Origin of the sequence: Citrobacter sp. Cpo032 (assembly GCF_030332975.1) — a bacterium.
GTDB lineage: Bacteria > Pseudomonadota > Gammaproteobacteria > Enterobacterales > Enterobacteriaceae > Citrobacter > Citrobacter portucalensis.
Genome location: NZ_JAOWGU010000035.1, coordinates 235,877 through 251,128 on the forward strand (window position 1 = coordinate 235,877; position 15,252 = coordinate 251,128).

Annotated in this window: 12 protein-coding genes; 5 read left to right on the forward strand and 7 right to left on the reverse strand. The window is 51.6% G+C overall.

The features are described 5' to 3' along the window. Window positions 1-12: 12 nt before the first annotated feature. The gene (locus OGY33_RS06090; RefSeq protein WP_079934204.1) at window positions 13-417 is read right to left on the reverse strand and encodes a MarR family winged helix-turn-helix transcriptional regulator; all 405 of its coding nucleotides are present in this window, start codon (window positions 415-417) and stop codon (window positions 13-15) included. A gap of 160 nt (window positions 418-577) precedes the next feature. Here OGY33_RS06090 and OGY33_RS06095 point away from each other — a divergent pair, with 160 nt between their 5' ends. Genes OGY33_RS06095 through OGY33_RS06105 form a run of 3 tightly spaced genes read left to right on the forward strand, consistent with a single transcriptional unit; the run spans window position 578 to window position 2,845 of the window. Next, the gene (locus OGY33_RS06095; RefSeq protein WP_103014842.1) at window positions 578-1,171 is read left to right on the forward strand and encodes a non-oxidative hydroxyarylic acid decarboxylases subunit B; all 594 of its coding nucleotides are present in this window, start codon (window positions 578-580) and stop codon (window positions 1,169-1,171) included. After that, entirely contained in the window at window positions 1,171-2,598 is a 1,428-nt protein-coding gene (locus OGY33_RS06100) for a non-oxidative hydroxyarylic acid decarboxylases subunit C (RefSeq protein WP_048215658.1), read from the forward strand. The genes OGY33_RS06095 and OGY33_RS06100 overlap by 1 nt, the downstream gene beginning before the upstream one ends. Before the next feature lie 10 nt (window positions 2,599-2,608). Then, window positions 2,609-2,845 (forward strand): non-oxidative hydroxyarylic acid decarboxylases subunit D, encoded by a 237-nt coding sequence (locus OGY33_RS06105; RefSeq protein ID WP_126956672.1) that lies wholly within the window; start codon window positions 2,609-2,611, stop codon window positions 2,843-2,845. Window positions 2,846-2,937: 92 nt separating this feature from the next. On the opposite strand, the gene mutS is transcribed toward OGY33_RS06105, so the two are convergent. The 3 genes from mutS to OGY33_RS06120 all read right to left on the reverse strand — a co-directional run bounded on the left by mutS (window position 2,938) and on the right by OGY33_RS06120 (window position 7,009). After that, window positions 2,938-5,505: a DNA mismatch repair protein MutS gene (gene mutS, locus OGY33_RS06110; RefSeq protein ID WP_191238172.1), complete on the reverse strand. Its 2,568-nt coding sequence runs from the start codon at window positions 5,503-5,505 to the stop codon at window positions 2,938-2,940. 206 nt (window positions 5,506-5,711) lie between these two features. Then, the gene (locus OGY33_RS06115) at window positions 5,712-6,224 is read right to left on the reverse strand and encodes a YqeJ family protein (RefSeq protein ID WP_003825820.1); all 513 of its coding nucleotides are present in this window, start codon (window positions 6,222-6,224) and stop codon (window positions 5,712-5,714) included. After that, a complete protein-coding gene (locus tag OGY33_RS06120; protein ID WP_128612549.1) occupies window positions 6,224-7,009 on the reverse strand; it encodes a winged helix-turn-helix domain-containing protein in 786 nt (261 codons plus the stop codon). The genes OGY33_RS06115 and OGY33_RS06120 overlap by 1 nt, the downstream gene beginning before the upstream one ends. Window positions 7,010-7,464: 455 nt before the next feature. Here OGY33_RS06120 and OGY33_RS06125 point away from each other — a divergent pair, with 455 nt between their 5' ends. After that, on the forward strand, window positions 7,465-8,070 hold the full coding sequence (locus OGY33_RS06125; protein ID WP_048215661.1) for a helix-turn-helix domain-containing protein: 606 nt from the start codon (window positions 7,465-7,467) through the stop codon (window positions 8,068-8,070). Between the two features lie 41 nt (window positions 8,071-8,111). On the opposite strand, the gene OGY33_RS06130 is transcribed toward OGY33_RS06125, so the two are convergent. The 3 genes from OGY33_RS06130 to OGY33_RS06140 form a co-directional block, all read right to left on the reverse strand. Next, a complete protein-coding gene (locus OGY33_RS06130) occupies window positions 8,112-9,485 on the reverse strand; it encodes an HlyD family type I secretion periplasmic adaptor subunit (RefSeq protein ID WP_053069286.1) in 1,374 nt (457 codons plus the stop codon). Further along, window positions 9,472-11,664, reverse strand: coding sequence for a type I secretion system permease/ATPase (locus tag OGY33_RS06135; protein ID WP_048215662.1), 2,193 nt, complete (start codon window positions 11,662-11,664; stop codon window positions 9,472-9,474). Before OGY33_RS06135 ends, OGY33_RS06130 begins: the two co-directional genes overlap by 14 nt. Before the next feature lie 89 nt (window positions 11,665-11,753). After that, window positions 11,754-13,097, reverse strand: a complete 1,344-nt coding sequence (locus tag OGY33_RS06140) for a TolC family outer membrane protein (RefSeq protein WP_048215663.1) — start codon at window positions 13,095-13,097, stop codon at window positions 11,754-11,756. A 332-nt stretch (window positions 13,098-13,429) separates the two neighbouring features. Between OGY33_RS06140 and OGY33_RS06145 the strand changes: the two genes are divergently transcribed. Beyond that, window positions 13,430-15,252 (forward strand): retention module-containing protein (locus OGY33_RS06145; protein ID WP_286571288.1); only part of this gene is annotated, 1,823 nt, incomplete at its 3' end.

The window sequence follows — 15,252 nt, forward strand, 5'->3', positions numbered from 1 at the left end:
CCATCCGGCAGATTAGTTCATCATCTTACGCACCAGACGTGTGAACTGCTCACGTTCTGCATCAGATAATCGCCCCAGAAACTCATCATCCACGCTATCGCCTAACGGAGTTGCGCTGGCCAGTAACGCTTCTCCTTGCGCGGTCAAATAAACAAACCGTCGACGCTTATCTGCCGGGTCATGTTCACGCCTGACCAGCTCCCGTTTTTCCATTCGGCTCAGCATTTCCGCAAGGGTTGCCTTGGTACAGACTGCGGCTTCGGTCAGGTCAACCTGCTCAATGCCGGGACGTTCAGCAATGGCGCGCATTACCGCATACTGTGGTTTGGTCAGGTCCGGTAATTCATGTTGCCAGCGGGATGTATGCTGCTGGAAGAGCTGACGTAAAAGGTGAAATGCTTTATTTCGTAACGGCATGAGCGCTCCGGAATTCCTGTCAGTCTCTATCATAGCGGGTTACGCATCTTTTTTTAACAATTGCGGCTTTAGCGATCTGTGCTCGATGACCTTGCCCGAAATGTTATGTGAGAGTATTTTAATCAAAATGTTCGTATACGAACAAAAATTGAGAGGCTAAATGAGACTAATTGTCGGAATGACCGGGGCAACCGGCGCTCCCCTTGGTGTGTCGCTATTGCAGGCACTGCGAGAAATGCCCGAGGTGGAAACCCATCTGGTGCTGTCAAAGTGGGCCAAAACCACTATTGAACTGGAAACGCCGTACAGCGTCCGCGATGTGTCTGCGTTGGCCGATTTTTGCCACAACCCGGCGGACCAGGCGGCGACCATCTCCTCTGGATCGTTTCGCACTGACGGCATGATCATTATCCCCTGCAGTATGAAAACCCTGGCCGGTATTCGTGCAGGCTACGCGGAAGGGCTGGTGGGGCGCGCTGCCGATGTGGTGCTGAAAGAAGGGCGCAAGCTGGTGCTGGTTCCGCGTGAAATGCCGCTTAGCACTATTCATCTGGAAAACATGCTCGCGCTTTCCCGCATGGGCGTGGCGATGGTCCCGCCCATGCTCGCGTATTACAACCACCCGCAAACGGTCGATGACATCACTCAGCATATCGTTGCGCGTGTGCTCGATCAGTTTGGTCTGGAACACCCCAACGCCCGTCGCTGGCAGGGTTTACGGCAGGCGCAGAATTTTTCACAGGAGAATGAATAATGGCATTTGATGATTTGCGCAGCTTTTTACAAGCGCTGGACGACCAGGGACAATTGCTGAAAATCAGTGAAGAAGTTAACGCCGAGCCGGATCTGGCTGCGGCAGCCAATGCGACCGGACGCATTGGTGACGGTGCGCCAGCGCTGTGGTTTGACAATATTCGTGGTTTTACCGACGCCCGTGTGGCGATGAACACTATTGGTTCGTGGCAGAATCACGCCATCTCTTTAGGCCTGCCGCCAAATACCCCAGTGAAAAAACAGATTGATGAGTTTATTCGCCGTTGGGATAAATTTCCGGTTACGCCGGAGCGTCGCGCCAATCCGGCGTGGGCTGAAAACTGTGTTGATGGTGATGAGATCAACCTGTTTGATATTCTGCCGCTGTTTCGCCTGAACGATGGCGACGGCGGTTTCTATCTTGATAAAGCCTGCGTGGTGTCGCGCGATCCGCTGGATCCGGACAACTTTGGCAAACAGAACGTCGGCATTTATCGTATGGAAGTGAAGGGTAAACGCAAGCTTGGCCTGCAGCCGGTGCCGATGCACGATATCGCGCTGCACCTGCATAAAGCCGAAGAGCGTGGTGAAGATCTGCCGATTGCCATCACGCTGGGTAACGATCCGATCATCACCCTGATGGGGGCCACGCCGCTGAAGTACGATCAGTCGGAATACGAAATGGCGGGAGCACTGCGTGAAAGCCCGTATCCGATCGCTACCGCGCCGCTCACCGGCTTTGACGTGCCATGGGGTTCAGAAGTGATCCTCGAAGGGGTCATTGAAGGTCGTAAGCGTGAAATCGAAGGGCCGTTTGGCGAGTTTACCGGGCACTATTCCGGTGGACGTAATATGACGGTCGTGCGTATCGATAAAGTCTCTTATCGCACCAAACCTATTTTTGAATCGCTGTATCTGGGGATGCCGTGGACGGAGATTGACTACCTGATGGGGCCGGCAACCTGCGTACCGCTTTATCAACAGTTGAAAGCCGAATTCCCGGAAGTGCAGGCGGTGAATGCCATGTATACCCACGGTTTGCTGGCGATTATCTCCACCAAAAAACGCTACGGTGGCTTTGCCCGCGCGGTGGGGCTGCGCGCAATGACGACGCCGCATGGCCTGGGTTACGTGAAAATGGTGATTATGGTTGATGAGGATGTAGATCCGTTCAACCTGCCGCAGGTGATGTGGGCGCTGTCTTCGAAGGTCAATCCGGCGGGCGATCTGGTGCAATTGCCGAATATGTCGGTGCTGGAGCTTGATCCGGGTTCCAGTCCGGCGGGGATTACCGACAAGTTAATTATTGATGCGACCACGCCGGTTGCGCCGGATAACCGTGGGCACTACAGCCAGCCGGTATGTGATTTACCGGAAACGAAAGCCTGGGCAGAAAAACTGACCGCCATGCTGGCCAACCGTAAATAAGGAGTAGCAGATGATTTGTCCACGTTGTGCCGATGAACATATTGAAGTGATGGCAAACTCGCCGGTAAAAGATGTCTGGACGGTATATCAGTGCCAGCATTGTCTATACACCTGGCGTGATACTGAGCCTCTACGCCGTACCTGCCGCGAGCACTACCCGCAAGCGTTTCGCATGACGCAGAAGGATATTGATGACGCACCGATGGTGCCGAGTATTCCACCGCTGCTGGCAGAAGATAAGCGCTAATCAACACGCCGGGTGCGGCTTCGCCTTACCCGGCCTAAATACAGCGATATTTTGCAGGCCCGATAAGCGTAGCGCCATCGGGCATTACGGCGTTACACCAGACTCTTCAACCGGTAGATCCACTCCAGCGCCTGGCGAGGCGTTAGCGAATCCGGGTCGAGATTTTCCAGTGCTTCAACAGCGGGCGACGTTTCTTCCGGAGCTGTCAGGAGCGACATCTGTGTGCCGTCGACCTGGGTCGCAGCAACATTCGGCGCGATGCTTTCCAGTTCGCGCAGTTTTTGCCGCGCGCGTTTGATAACCTCTTTTGGTACACCTGCCAGGGCAGCTACCGCCAGACCATAGCTCTTGCTCGCCGCACCATCTTGTACGCTGTGCATGAAGGCGATGGTATCGCCGTGCTCTAACGCATCAAGATGCACATTTGCGACGCCTTCCATTTTCTCCGGTAACTGAGTCAGTTCGAAGTAGTGGGTGGCAAACAACGTTAATGCTTTGATTTTATTGGCCAGATTTTCCGCACACGCCCACGCCAGCGACAGGCCGTCGTAGGTGGAGGTGCCGCGTCCAATCTCATCCATCAGCACCAGGCTGTTCTCGGTGGCGTTATGCAGAATGTTGGCGGTTTCGGTCATTTCTACCATGAAGGTGGAACGGCCGGATGCCAGATCATCTGCCGCGCCCACGCGGGTAAAGATGCGGTCGATAGGCCCAATCTCTACTTTCTGCGCCGGAACGTAGCTGCCGATGTAGGCCAGCAGCGCAATTAACGCAGTCTGGCGCATATAGGTACTTTTACCCCCCATGTTCGGGCCGGTGATGATCAGCATCCGTCGCTGAGGCGAGAGGTTAAGTGGGTTGGCGATAAACGGCTCGGTCAGCACCTGTTCAACCACCGGATGACGTCCCTCGGCAATACGAATACCAGGCTTGTCGGTGAAGGTCGGACAGGTGTAATTCAGGGTATAAGCGCGTTCTGCGAGGTTGACCAGTACGTCCAGTTCTGCCAGCGCGCTGGCGCTTTGTTGCAAATCAGCCAGGTGCGGCAGCAGCATGTCGAACAGCTCATCGTACAGCTGTTTTTCCAGCGCCAGCGCTTTGCCTTTTGATGTCAGAACTTTGTCTTCGTACTCTTTCAGCTCCGGAATAATGTAGCGTTCGGCATTTTTCAGCGTCTGGCGACGCACATAGTTAATCGGCGCCAGATGACTTTGCCCGCGACTGATCTGAATGTAGTAGCCATGGACGGCGTTAAACCCAACTTTCAGCGTATCCAGACCGGTGCGCTCGCGCTCACGAATTTCCAGTCTGTCCAGATAGTCAGTTGCGCCATCAGCCAGCGCTCGCCACTCGTCCAGTTCTTCGTTATAGCCGGGGGCGATGACGCCACCGTCGCGAACCAGCACAGGTGGAGCTTCCACTACGGCACGTTCCAGCAGTTCACGCAGGTCAGCAAACTCACCCATTTTCTCGCGCAGCATCTGCACGGGGGCACTGTCTATGCTTTCCAGTTGTGCGCGCAGTTCTGGTAATTGCTGGAAGGCATGACGCATACGGGCCAGATCGCGCGGGCGCGCGGTACGCAGGGCCAGACGAGCAAGGATACGTTCCAGATCGCCGACCTGACGCAGCACGGGTTGCAATTCACCGGTGGAATCCTGTAGCGCGCCGATGGTCTGTTGACGCTCAGTGAGGACTTTGGTGTCGCGGACCGGCATATGCAGCCAGCGTTTGAGCATACGGCTGCCCATCGGCGTCACGGTGCAGTCGAGTACTGAAGCCAGCGTGTTTTCAACACCGCCCGCCAGGTTCTGGGTAATTTCCAGATTGCGGCGCGTGGCGGCATCCATAATGATGCTGTCCTGCTGACGTTCCATGGTGATGGAACGAATATGCGGCAGCGAGGTACGCTGGGTATCTTTTACGTATTGCAGCAGGCAGCCTGCCGCGCATAATCCACGCGGGGCGTTTTCCACGCCAAAGCCAATCAGATCCCGTGTGCCAAACTGCAGGTTTAGCTGCTGGCGAGCGGTATCGATTTCAAATTCCCATAGTGGACGACGACGTAATCCTCGACGTCCCTCAATCAGTGAAGTTTCAGCGAAATCTTCGGCATACAGCAGTTCAGCTGGATTGGTGCGCTGCAATTCTGCGGCCATGGTCTCGTGGTCGGCGGGTTCGCTAACACGAAAACGCCCGGAGCTGATATCCAGCGTGGCGTAACCATAACCTTTACTGTCCTGCCAGATAGCGGCCAGCAGGTTGTCCTGGCGTTCCTGTAACAGCGCTTCATCACTGATGGTGCCTGGCGTGACGATACGCACCACTTTGCGCTCGACCGGACCTTTGCTGGTCGCCGGATCACCAATCTGCTCACAAATAGCGACGGACTCACCCTGGTTGACCAGCTTGGCGAGGTAGTTTTCTACCGCATGGTGAGGAATGCCCGCCATCGGGATTGGCTCGCCCGCAGACGCGCCGCGTTTGGTCAGGGAGATATCAAGCAACTGAGACGCACGTTTCGCATCGTCATAAAACAGTTCGTAAAAGTCGCCCATGCGGTAAAACAACAGTATCTCCGGATGCTGGGCTTTCAGCTTGAGATATTGCTGCATCATTGGGGTGTGGTTCGTGAAGTCCGTATCAAGTGACTCTTTCATATCGCTTTTGCTCTTTTTTTAATCTTTTTGGGTACCAGGGGAGTCTCATGTGAGCCCCTGGAAACTCACATAAACCCACAAATTTGTCATTCGAAAGCCGCCTGAAGGGCAGTAACGACGAGCGTTGGCTCGGCCTGAATGGTCTATCTTATCACCGACAACGACTGAGATTCATCCGTAGGTTTTGCCGCCAGAACGCTTATTGATTATTCATTTTCCGGCAAAGCATAATTCTGGCAGTACAGATAGGGGATCCCCTCTTTGGTAATCAGGTATGTCGCGCTGTTCAGCGCAAAAAAATCGACGTTGGATACGCTGGTGTTGGTCAGGAAAAAGTCGGGGAGGAGTTCCTGAATAAGGCTGGCGGGAGCCGTTTCTCGATTGGAAATTTGGATTTTCTGTGAAATCCAGACCGGGCTTGAGCCGTAGCTGGATTGTGTAAAAAGTACCATGCGTTGCACGGTTTGCTCATTATTTTCGGCATCTTTGATAATACCATCAATATTCACAATACCTTTACTGCCCCCGGTTTTAATATCAATAATCCCTCGGAACGAGCTTGTATTGCGTACAATTTCGATGGCAGAGCGGCAGGTGAGATCATGTAACTCGCCATTGTTCTTACTGTACCGATAGACGACAGTAAGAATAAGCGCAGCAAAACAAAGCAGCAGGATAATACCTGTCTGGATGCGGGACGTTCGGGGATATAAGTTCATTAGCTATCATACCGTGGGTAATATACCGACTGACAGGCATTTTCTTGCCTGGCTTTTATCGGTGAGCGACATACCAGTACGGACAGTTTCTTAGACTCAGGATAGGTCGTGATATAGATAAATTTATGGCTCTGACACAGTCCTGGGTTTTTGTCGATAAACGCGGTATGCCGGGAGAAATTACTGGCATCGTTATTGAAATAATACTGACAGCCAGTGGGTGCTTTATCCGCAGTGATATAGCCGGAAAAATAATCATCGCTGGCTTGCCACGGATATAATATAAGCACACAAATTATCAGGGTAAGTGCCAACATTACTGTTTCTGCAGCCGTTATCAAAGGTTGACGCGGTGTGTCAGCCAAAAATTCCTCAATGGTGGCATCTGGCGCTAAGGATTCTTCAGCAGAAGCAGAGTTCTCCTCCGGTGTTTCAATGACCTGAATATCAAACTCTTCTTGAATGATCAGCCCTTTGCGGGGGATCGTTGTGATCAGCGGTTGTTCAAGCTCCAGCTGCAGTAAGCTTTTACGCAACGAGAGAATGCTTTGATAAAAGGCGTTGAAACTCACCTGGCGGTGATTTTTACCCCAACCGAATTCCAGCAATTCGTTTTGAGAAACCACTTGCCCGCGATGTTGAATAAGTAATAAAAGACATAGCGACGCTGAGTGTTTGAGTTTTATCCGCTGATTGGGGTGATCTACCCGCGCCAGACATTGTGTGGCTGGCGTAAATATTATTCTATTTTCAATCAGATAACTGACATTGCCAGTCTCAGACATATTGTCTCTACTCTTGATGATGCGTCTGGTGGTTGGTTAGTCATGATACCACTGAGCCTATAAAGACCACCAGCATGGACCTGATTCCACAGCGAGAACCGCGAAGTGTTGCAAATTGGTATCATGATATAACAAGAATGAAAACTTTTTAATGAAAATAAAATTCATTAAAATCAATTGATTGTATCTTTTTGGCTACTCTGCAAAGAACAGAAAGATGAAAAAATGTCGACAAAGATGATTGCCATTAATTCTTTATGGACAGCGCCATATACTGCCTGGCACCACCACGCGAAAACAGCATGAACCTTAACGCGTCAATGGCACCAGGGAATGCCGGTGGTAGATGTAGATGGGAATAAATGTCAGCTTGTTTGCGAGCTGACATTTATTTTTAGTGCCGAGTAAATTTAACCATCTTTTTGACTAAGCCATAATTTGCGGTAGAGAGTCCCATGTTCCAGAAAGAAATTGAAAATGCTGTAGTGCTCGTTGGCGATGAAATGAAGAAGTCGGATAATGCCTGGCTGTCATTACGTAAAAAACGTCAGCGTATTGATTTGAAGACCGATGGACATATCTTATTTCTGGAGAAAGGGACTGTCTCTGTTTATCGTGTGGAAAACGATTTAGTCACGGTGAGTATTTCTGCACCTGCTATTCTCGGCCTGCCACAAATGCGTACGGAAGTGGCTGGTCACTATTTACGTTGTGATACCGATTGTGAAATGTGGGCGATGAGCGTACAAAATGCCGATCACCTGTTTACGACCAAAAACTTATGGAAGCAGGCGTTTGATATCTTAACGCATCATCTTCAACGTTATTTTCAGCGTGAAGCGTTGCAGTCGCACCGTACTATTCGTGAGCAGATTATTGAACACGTAAAATATATCTGGTCGATGGAGCCAGAGGTTCGCGAGAAAACATCCGTGTATACTTTTATTTTGACCCGTAACCATATTTCACGTAGTGCCATCCATAAGGTGTTACAGGAGCTGGTTAATGACGGGAAAATCACCCTGAATCGTGGGAAGCTCTCTTTTTGCACGCCGTTATAAATTCATGCGCTCCCCGGAAAAATGTAAGGGAGCGCATCCGATCAACGTTCTCTGAGTGCTTCCGCGCGTGCGCGAATAATCGGTTTTAACAGGTAGCTCAGAATCGTTTTCTTGCCGGTGAGAATATCGACGCTCGCCACCATGCCGGGAATGATCAGCATCGGATGCTCTTTTGTTCCCAGGTAATTTTTGTCCGTCTGCAAACGCACAATATAAAAGCTTCGCCCCTGCTTGTCGGTAACGGTGTCCGGGCTTATCTGCACTACTTCGCCTTGCAGACCGCCATAGATGGTGTAATCGTAAGCGGTAAATTTCACCATCGCATGTTGACCCGGATGGAGGAAGGCGATATCGCGCGGCTGGATTTTGGCTTCGATTAACAGTTTGTCATCCAGCGGAACGATTTCCACCAGATCGCTGCCCGGTTGAATGACGCCGCCGATAGTATTCACCATCACCTGCTGGACGATACCCCGCACCGGTGAGGTGACCATGGTACGGTTCACCCGATCCTCCAGTGCTTTAACGCTTGCCTGGGTTTTACTCAGATTGGTGCGAGCTTCATTGAGTTGGGCCAGCGCATCGCTCTGGAAACGGCCACGGCTTTCACCGATTTTATTCTCAATCTCTTTAATTTCTGACGTGGCCTTGGGCAGCGACAGGCTAATAGAATTGAGCTGCCCGGCGGTTTCCACTTCGGTACGACGCAGGCGCAGCAGTTCGACTTTTGAAATGGCGCCTGAAGCGAGCAGCGGCTCGGACATTTTGATTTCCTGACGGATTAACCCGAGGCTGTGCTTAAACTGATCCTCCTTTGACTCAAAGTCGCGCAGCTCCTGTTTTTTCTGTACCAGCTGTTCTTCAAGCCCGGAAATTTCGTTGTGAAATTGTTCCCGACGGCTGTTGTACAGCTCGGTTTCTCCCCGGGCGACATCCGGCGCCTGGCTGGCTATCTCGGGTGAAATCACAAAGTCCCGGCTTTCAACCTCAGCCGTCAGGCGTTCTACCTTGGCGCGCAGACCGAGTTTGTCGGCTTCAGTTTCGCCAACGTTGGAGGCGAAGCGCGTGTCATCGAGGTGCAGTAGTGGAGTTCCGGCGTTAACGATTTGCCCTTCATGCACGTACAGCTCGGTGACAATTCCCCCTTCCAGGTTCTGGATTTTTTGCAGTTTTGATGAAGGGATCGCTTTGCCTTCACCGCGTGTCACTTCATCAATTTTTGCAAAACCAGCCCAGATGAAGGACAGCACCACCAGCGCGAGGATCACCCACAACGTCAGTCGTATCACTCTTGGGGCATCATCAATTATGGCCTGGCTAACCTCATTAATACTGTCGGTTTGATTTTCATCACGACCGCGAAAATAGTGCTGCATGTGACTGCGGGCACGAGTCAGGAGATCAGCGAGACGCATTAATTTGCCCCTTTTTCAACGCATCCATCACTACCCCTTTCGGACCGTCTGCGATGATGCGACCTTTATCAACAATAATCAGACGGTCAACCAGCGACAGCATGGAAGCGCGGTGCGTGACCAGTAATAACGTTTTTCCCGCAATACAGGGGGCCAGCGCGTGTTTGATCTTCTCTTCGCTGGTGTTGTCCATTGAACTGGTGGGTTCATCCAGTAGCAGGAGAGGGGGATCAAGCAACAGTGCACGCGCGAGCGCCACCGCCTGCCGTTGCCCACCGGAAAGCTGGGAGCCGCGTTCGCCGACCTGCAGGTTATAGCCGTCGGGATGCAGGCGTGCGAATTCGTTGACGCCAGCCAGTTCTGCCGCTCGCAGCATCGTTTCGTCATCGACATAGCGCGCTCCGCACAGCAGGTTATCGCGCAGCGTGCCGTTGAATAGCTGGATGTCCTGCGGCACGTAGCCGATGCTGTGGCGCAGATCGTTCACATCCAGCTGGCGAGAGTCGATACCATCGATCAGCAGGTTCCCGGCGCTCGGCTGGTATAAATTGACGATAAGTTTACTCAGTGAACTTTTACCGGAACCGCTGCGCCCGATAATGCCGATGCGCTCACCGGGCTGAATGGTCAGGTTAATTTTGTGCAGCGACAGGTTTTGTTGCTCCGGGTAGCTGAAATCCACATCGCGAAATTCAATGCTGCCCTGTAACTGTTCACGCTTGAGCGGGTTTTCATCCGCACGGCGCTCCTGCGTCAGCGACATCATTTTCTCAGTATTTTTGATGGTCAGCTTCGCCTGCTGATAGCGGGCGATAAGGCCAGTGAGCTGACCCAGCGGCATCAAGGCGCGACCATTGAGCATGTAGCAGGCGATCAAGCCACCCATACTCAGTTTGCCGTCGATAATCATGTACACCCCGACGATGATCATCACCACGCCTGAAATTTGCTGGAACCAGCCGGTAAGGTTGCTGGCCAGGCTGGACAAGGTTTTCACCCGCAGTTCGAGACGGCTCAGGCTGCCCAGCGTTTGTTCCCACTGGAACTGGCGTTCGCTTTGGGCATTATTCACTTTGATGGCATCCAGACTGCTCAGGGTTTCAATCAGTAGCGCCTGACGTTCGCTGGCGAGGCTCATGGTTTTTGCCACAGCAGCGTTGACCGGCTTTTGTAGTGCCCAACTGCACAATAGGGCAATCGGTAATGTCAGTACCGGGATCCATGCCAGCGCGCCGCCGATAATGCCAATAACAATCAGCAGTAACAGGGTGAAGGGCAAATCGATAATCGTCGTCAAAGTGAGGGATGAGAGGAAATCACGCAGTGACTGAAACTCGTGAATGTTTTGTGCAAAGCTGCCCACGCGTGCCGGGCGCTCTTTCATCTCCATACCGACAATGCGCTCAAACAGGGTCGAAGAGATGATGAGATCGCTTTTCTTACCTGCAATATCAAGGCAGATACCGCGCAGCATTTTTAAAATCAGATCAAAGACAAAAGCCAGGCAGATGCCGACTGCCAGCACCCATAATGTGACCGTTGCCTGGTTTGGCACGACGCGGTCATACACATTCATGGTAAAGAGCGGTGTGCCGAGCGCAATCAGGTTGATTAACAGACTGGCCAATACCGCATCCATATACAGAAAACGCGACAGCTTCAGCGTGTCTTTAAACCAGGATTTGGTGCGCGGCAAAAAGGCCTCTGCCTGCAAATCGAATTCGTGGCGCGGATGCGCAAAAATGACTTTGCCCGCATAGTTTTGCTCAAGCGTGGCAGCATCAACGCAAATTTCCCCACCTTCGCTTTCGCTGGGCATAAAACGGGCGCTACCGTCATCGTTCCAGGCCAACAACACCCCGGTTCCCCCTGCATTCAATAACAAGACAGCAGGCAGAGACATTGCCGGAATTTTATCGAGCGTGCGCGTGACGACTCGCGCCTTTAAACCGGCCCTTGCCGCTGCGCGTGGAAATATATTTAGCGTGAGCCGATCGTTTTCTAATGGCAGGCCACTGCTTAATGTTGAACGACTCGCCGGTTTACCGTGCAGAGAACACAGAATCAGTAAGCTATCTAATAACGGGTCGTCATTATGGCTACGTGGGTCGTGATGTTGAGAATTAGGGGTAGCGTAATTCTCAGGGACGTCATTTAATAATTCGGCTTGTGCACTCATTTTCGCAACCATTCTGACCGTGCACTATTAAATAATAGCAAGCTAATAATAAGCGTGCAGGTCAGAGATTTATTGGGGATTAATAATTATTAATGAAGTTCCGGTAAGCTATTTTCTTCTGCTGAATCTACCGGTTGTCCTGAAGGCGGCGGTGTGATTTTTAGAATGTTCATTAATTCCCCGGTGCGTTCGCTAATACGGTAGCCACTGGTCATGGCCAGATAACGTAATTCAACAAGACGGCGTTTAGAGGAGAACACTTCATTTTCACTATCGAGTAAATCCAGCAGCGTACGCTCGCCAAGACTAAATTGATCCTGATAAGCCGTGCGTACTTTGACGCTGCGGTCAGCATATTCTTCCGCCGAAGGAATCTGAGCGCGTGCGTTTTGCAGTGCGGTCCAGGCCAGGCGCAGCTCCTGATTCAGCTGGCGCAGTGTGTTATTACGTACATCCTGAGCCTGCTTGTGCAGATAAGCGCGGGAGTTCATGTTGGCTTTGTCGCTGCCGCCCTGGTACAGGTTGTAGTGCAGTTTTACCATCGCTTCCCACTCTTCGGTGTGTGCGCGAGTGGTATCGGTGTTGTTGCTAATCCCGCGGGAAAGCTCAACGTCCACACGTGGATAGAAGGTTGATTTCGACGCTTCATACTGCTGGTGCGCAGCTTCGATATCCGCATTGGCAGACTTCAGTAATGGATTATTTTTTTCCATCCGACTTTTGGCATCTTCCAGCGAGGTTGGCAACTGAGAGTCAATGCTCTCTGGCTGGCTTAAGCCCTGCGGATCCATGCCCGTCACGCTGACAAAGGTGGTTTTCGCATCTTCAAGGTTAGTCTGCTCGGTCAGCAGGTTGTTTCGCGCCTGCGCCAGACGCGCTTCGGCCTGCATAAAATCCCCGGAGCGCCCAACGCCCTGATCGGTACGCAGTTTTATCTGGTCATAAATGCGCTCGTGGTTCGCCAGATCGTCTTCAGCAAGGCGCACAAATTCTTCGCGTTGCAGCACGTCGAAATAGGCCTGAATCACCGCATAAGCGGTGCTTTCGCTGGTGTTCATCACGCTGTAAGCGCGTGAGTCTACGGTCGCTTTTTGTCGCGCCACTTCGCTGTTGGTCGCAAAGCCGTTAAACACATTTTGCTCGAGGCTGATAGTCGCCTCGTTAGGTGATTGAGTCAGACCGTTATTGCGTCCTGCAGCGCGGGTAGTTGCATCATCAACATTTTTGCGCCCGGCCTCGGCATTTAAATTCAGTGATGGCAAATAGCCACCTTGTGCCGCACGCAGATCTTGCTCCGAGGAATAACGGCTATTTATTGCAGCATTAACTTCAGGATGATTCGCTAATGCATCTTTAACGGTATTTTGTAAGTCTTCTGCGTTTACTGCATTTATTGAAAAACATGAAAGCAGAAAAACTAAAAACTTCTTCATGACATGAATGCCCTATATCTCACGGTTATGACATCCAGGTGTCGTCGCTATCATCCATTTTTACAAACACGTTATATTAATTAACAAATATGAATTGTCTTAATTGATGGCTGTAATCAGCTATTCAGCGACATGTTTTGTCACATCGTGTTTTATTTTTGGTTATTTTTTATTATATTCATTTGCCAGTCAAGTCTCATGTAATTGCATTCTATAAAATGTGTTTTTTTCTACATTGAGATATTAATGTTTACATTAATTGAATGTGATATTTGTTCGTTAATGTATTAACGAGTTTATAAAAATAATGATGGTAATTAAGTGAGGTTACGGTGAGCAAATTACTCGGTGTGATCAAAGCAATTATTGGACAGGTTTACGTAGTTGATGCCAATGGTGCACAACGACTGGTTCATGAAGGCGACAGGGTATATAGCGGTGAAGAAATTGTGACCGGTGCCAGCGGCGCGGTAAGTATCTCTTTACCAGACGGAAAAACGCTGGATATAGGCCGTAATAGCCATTGGGGTGAGCACGGGCTACAGGTTAGCCATCATCCGGAAAGTAGTGCTCAGGATATTGCCGCCGCACAAAAGGCCATTGCCGATGGCGCTGACCCGACGCAGGTGCTGGAAGCCACCGCGGCGGGTAATGAAGCACCGGCAACATTAGAAGGTGGCGGCGGGGGGCACACTCTGGTTCAGCTTGAATTGACCGGGCAGGTGGTTGATCCGACAGCAGGTTTTAACACTAAAGGTCTGGGAAGCCCGAACTGGGATATCAATCTGCCGATAGGGGGAGTTACCGCAGGTTCCGCGAGTGTTTTCCCGCCTGAGGTACAAATTACCGAGTTTGCCGGCAACGACGGTTTCATTAACAAAAGCGAATTCCATCAGACCCATTTAAGCGGCACCAGTAATCAAAATCACATCACACTCACCTTCACCGATAGCCAAAAAAACACATTCACCGTTACTGTTCCGGTGAGCAACGGGCACTGGAATATTGATACCGATCTGGGGGGACTGGTCCCGGGAAATGTAACAGTGGTGGCAATAGCCACCGATGTGACGGGACGAACGGCAGAAAGTTTTGATCATGCGCTGATTGATATTACCGGACCACACATCGACATTACCGTTGATAACGTCACGCCGGATAACCTCATTAACTACGAAGAGTCGCGTCAACCGCAAACCCTGATCCACGGGTCGGTCGGCGGCGATACTAAACCCGGCGATATCGTTACTTTATTGGTTGATGGTAAAGAATATACCGGTGTTGTTACCGACCCCGGAAATGGGACTCTGACTTATACCATCCCGGTACTGACCCAGGGGTTACTGCATGACCCGAACATTCACGCCACATTAATTTCTACTGACGACGCAGGAAACACCACCATTGTTTCCACGGATCATCACGTCAATAACGACCTGTATGCGCAAAATGCCGTGACCATTGAAACGGTGGCGAATGATGATGTCGTCAACGCTAATGAGTCTCGTATGCCGACCATTATTTCTGGCATTGCCAGCGGTGATGCGAAAGCGGGTGATCCGGTTACGTTGACCATTCAGGGCAAAGCGTTTCACGGCACGGTTTTCGACGATCATGGCCAGCTACGCTATGAAATCGTTGTGCCTTCCGCAACTCTCAAAGAGGGGGCTAACGATGTGCAGGTGACGCTGGTAAGCCATGACGCGGTAGGCAATGAAGCCACTGCAGTGACGCACCGCACCGTGGTGCTTGATACCCAGGCGGCCAACGCCATCAGCATTGATACCGTGGCAGGGGATAATATCGTGAACCGCAGTGAATCGCGGATGCCGACGCTGATCAGCGGGGCGGTGACCGGGGATGCGCAGCCGGGCGATAACGTTGCGGTGGCGGTGAACGGCAGGACCTTTACCGGCCTGGTGGTGACCGATGAACACGGGGCGCTGCGCTATGAAGTGGCGGTGGACTCGTCGGTACTGACCGAAGGCAGTAATAATGTAGAAGTGACAGTGACCGGGGTGGATACGGCAGGCAACACCGCGGTGGCGGTGCAGCACACCACGGTGGTACTGGATACCCAGGCGGCCAACGCCATCAGCATTGATACCGTGGCAGGGGATAATGTCGTGAACCGCAGTGAGTCGCGGATGCCGAC

Excerpts from the sequence above, each read along its gene's own strand:
- OGY33_RS06090 (WP_079934204.1), bottom strand. The coding sequence starts at position 417 with ATGCCGTTACGAAATAAAGCATTTCACCTTTTACGTCAGCTCTTCCAG.
- OGY33_RS06095 (WP_103014842.1), top strand. The coding sequence starts at position 578 with ATGAGACTAATTGTCGGAATGACCGGGGCAACCGGCGCTCCCCTTGGT.
- OGY33_RS06100 (WP_048215658.1), top strand. The coding sequence starts at position 1,171 with ATGGCATTTGATGATTTGCGCAGCTTTTTACAAGCGCTGGACGACCAG.
- OGY33_RS06105 (WP_126956672.1), top strand. The coding sequence starts at position 2,609 with ATGATTTGTCCACGTTGTGCCGATGAACATATTGAAGTGATGGCAAAC.
- mutS (WP_191238172.1), bottom strand. The coding sequence starts at position 5,505 with ATGAAAGAGTCACTTGATACGGACTTCACGAACCACACCCCAATGATG.
- OGY33_RS06115 (WP_003825820.1), bottom strand. The coding sequence starts at position 6,224 with ATGAACTTATATCCCCGAACGTCCCGCATCCAGACAGGTATTATCCTG.
- OGY33_RS06120 (WP_128612549.1), bottom strand. The coding sequence starts at position 7,009 with ATGTCTGAGACTGGCAATGTCAGTTATCTGATTGAAAATAGAATAATA.
- OGY33_RS06125 (WP_048215661.1), top strand. The coding sequence starts at position 7,465 with ATGTTCCAGAAAGAAATTGAAAATGCTGTAGTGCTCGTTGGCGATGAA.
- OGY33_RS06130 (WP_053069286.1), bottom strand. The coding sequence starts at position 9,485 with ATGCGTCTCGCTGATCTCCTGACTCGTGCCCGCAGTCACATGCAGCAC.
- OGY33_RS06135 (WP_048215662.1), bottom strand. The coding sequence starts at position 11,664 with ATGAGTGCACAAGCCGAATTATTAAATGACGTCCCTGAGAATTACGCT.
- OGY33_RS06140 (WP_048215663.1), bottom strand. The coding sequence starts at position 13,097 with ATGAAGAAGTTTTTAGTTTTTCTGCTTTCATGTTTTTCAATAAATGCA.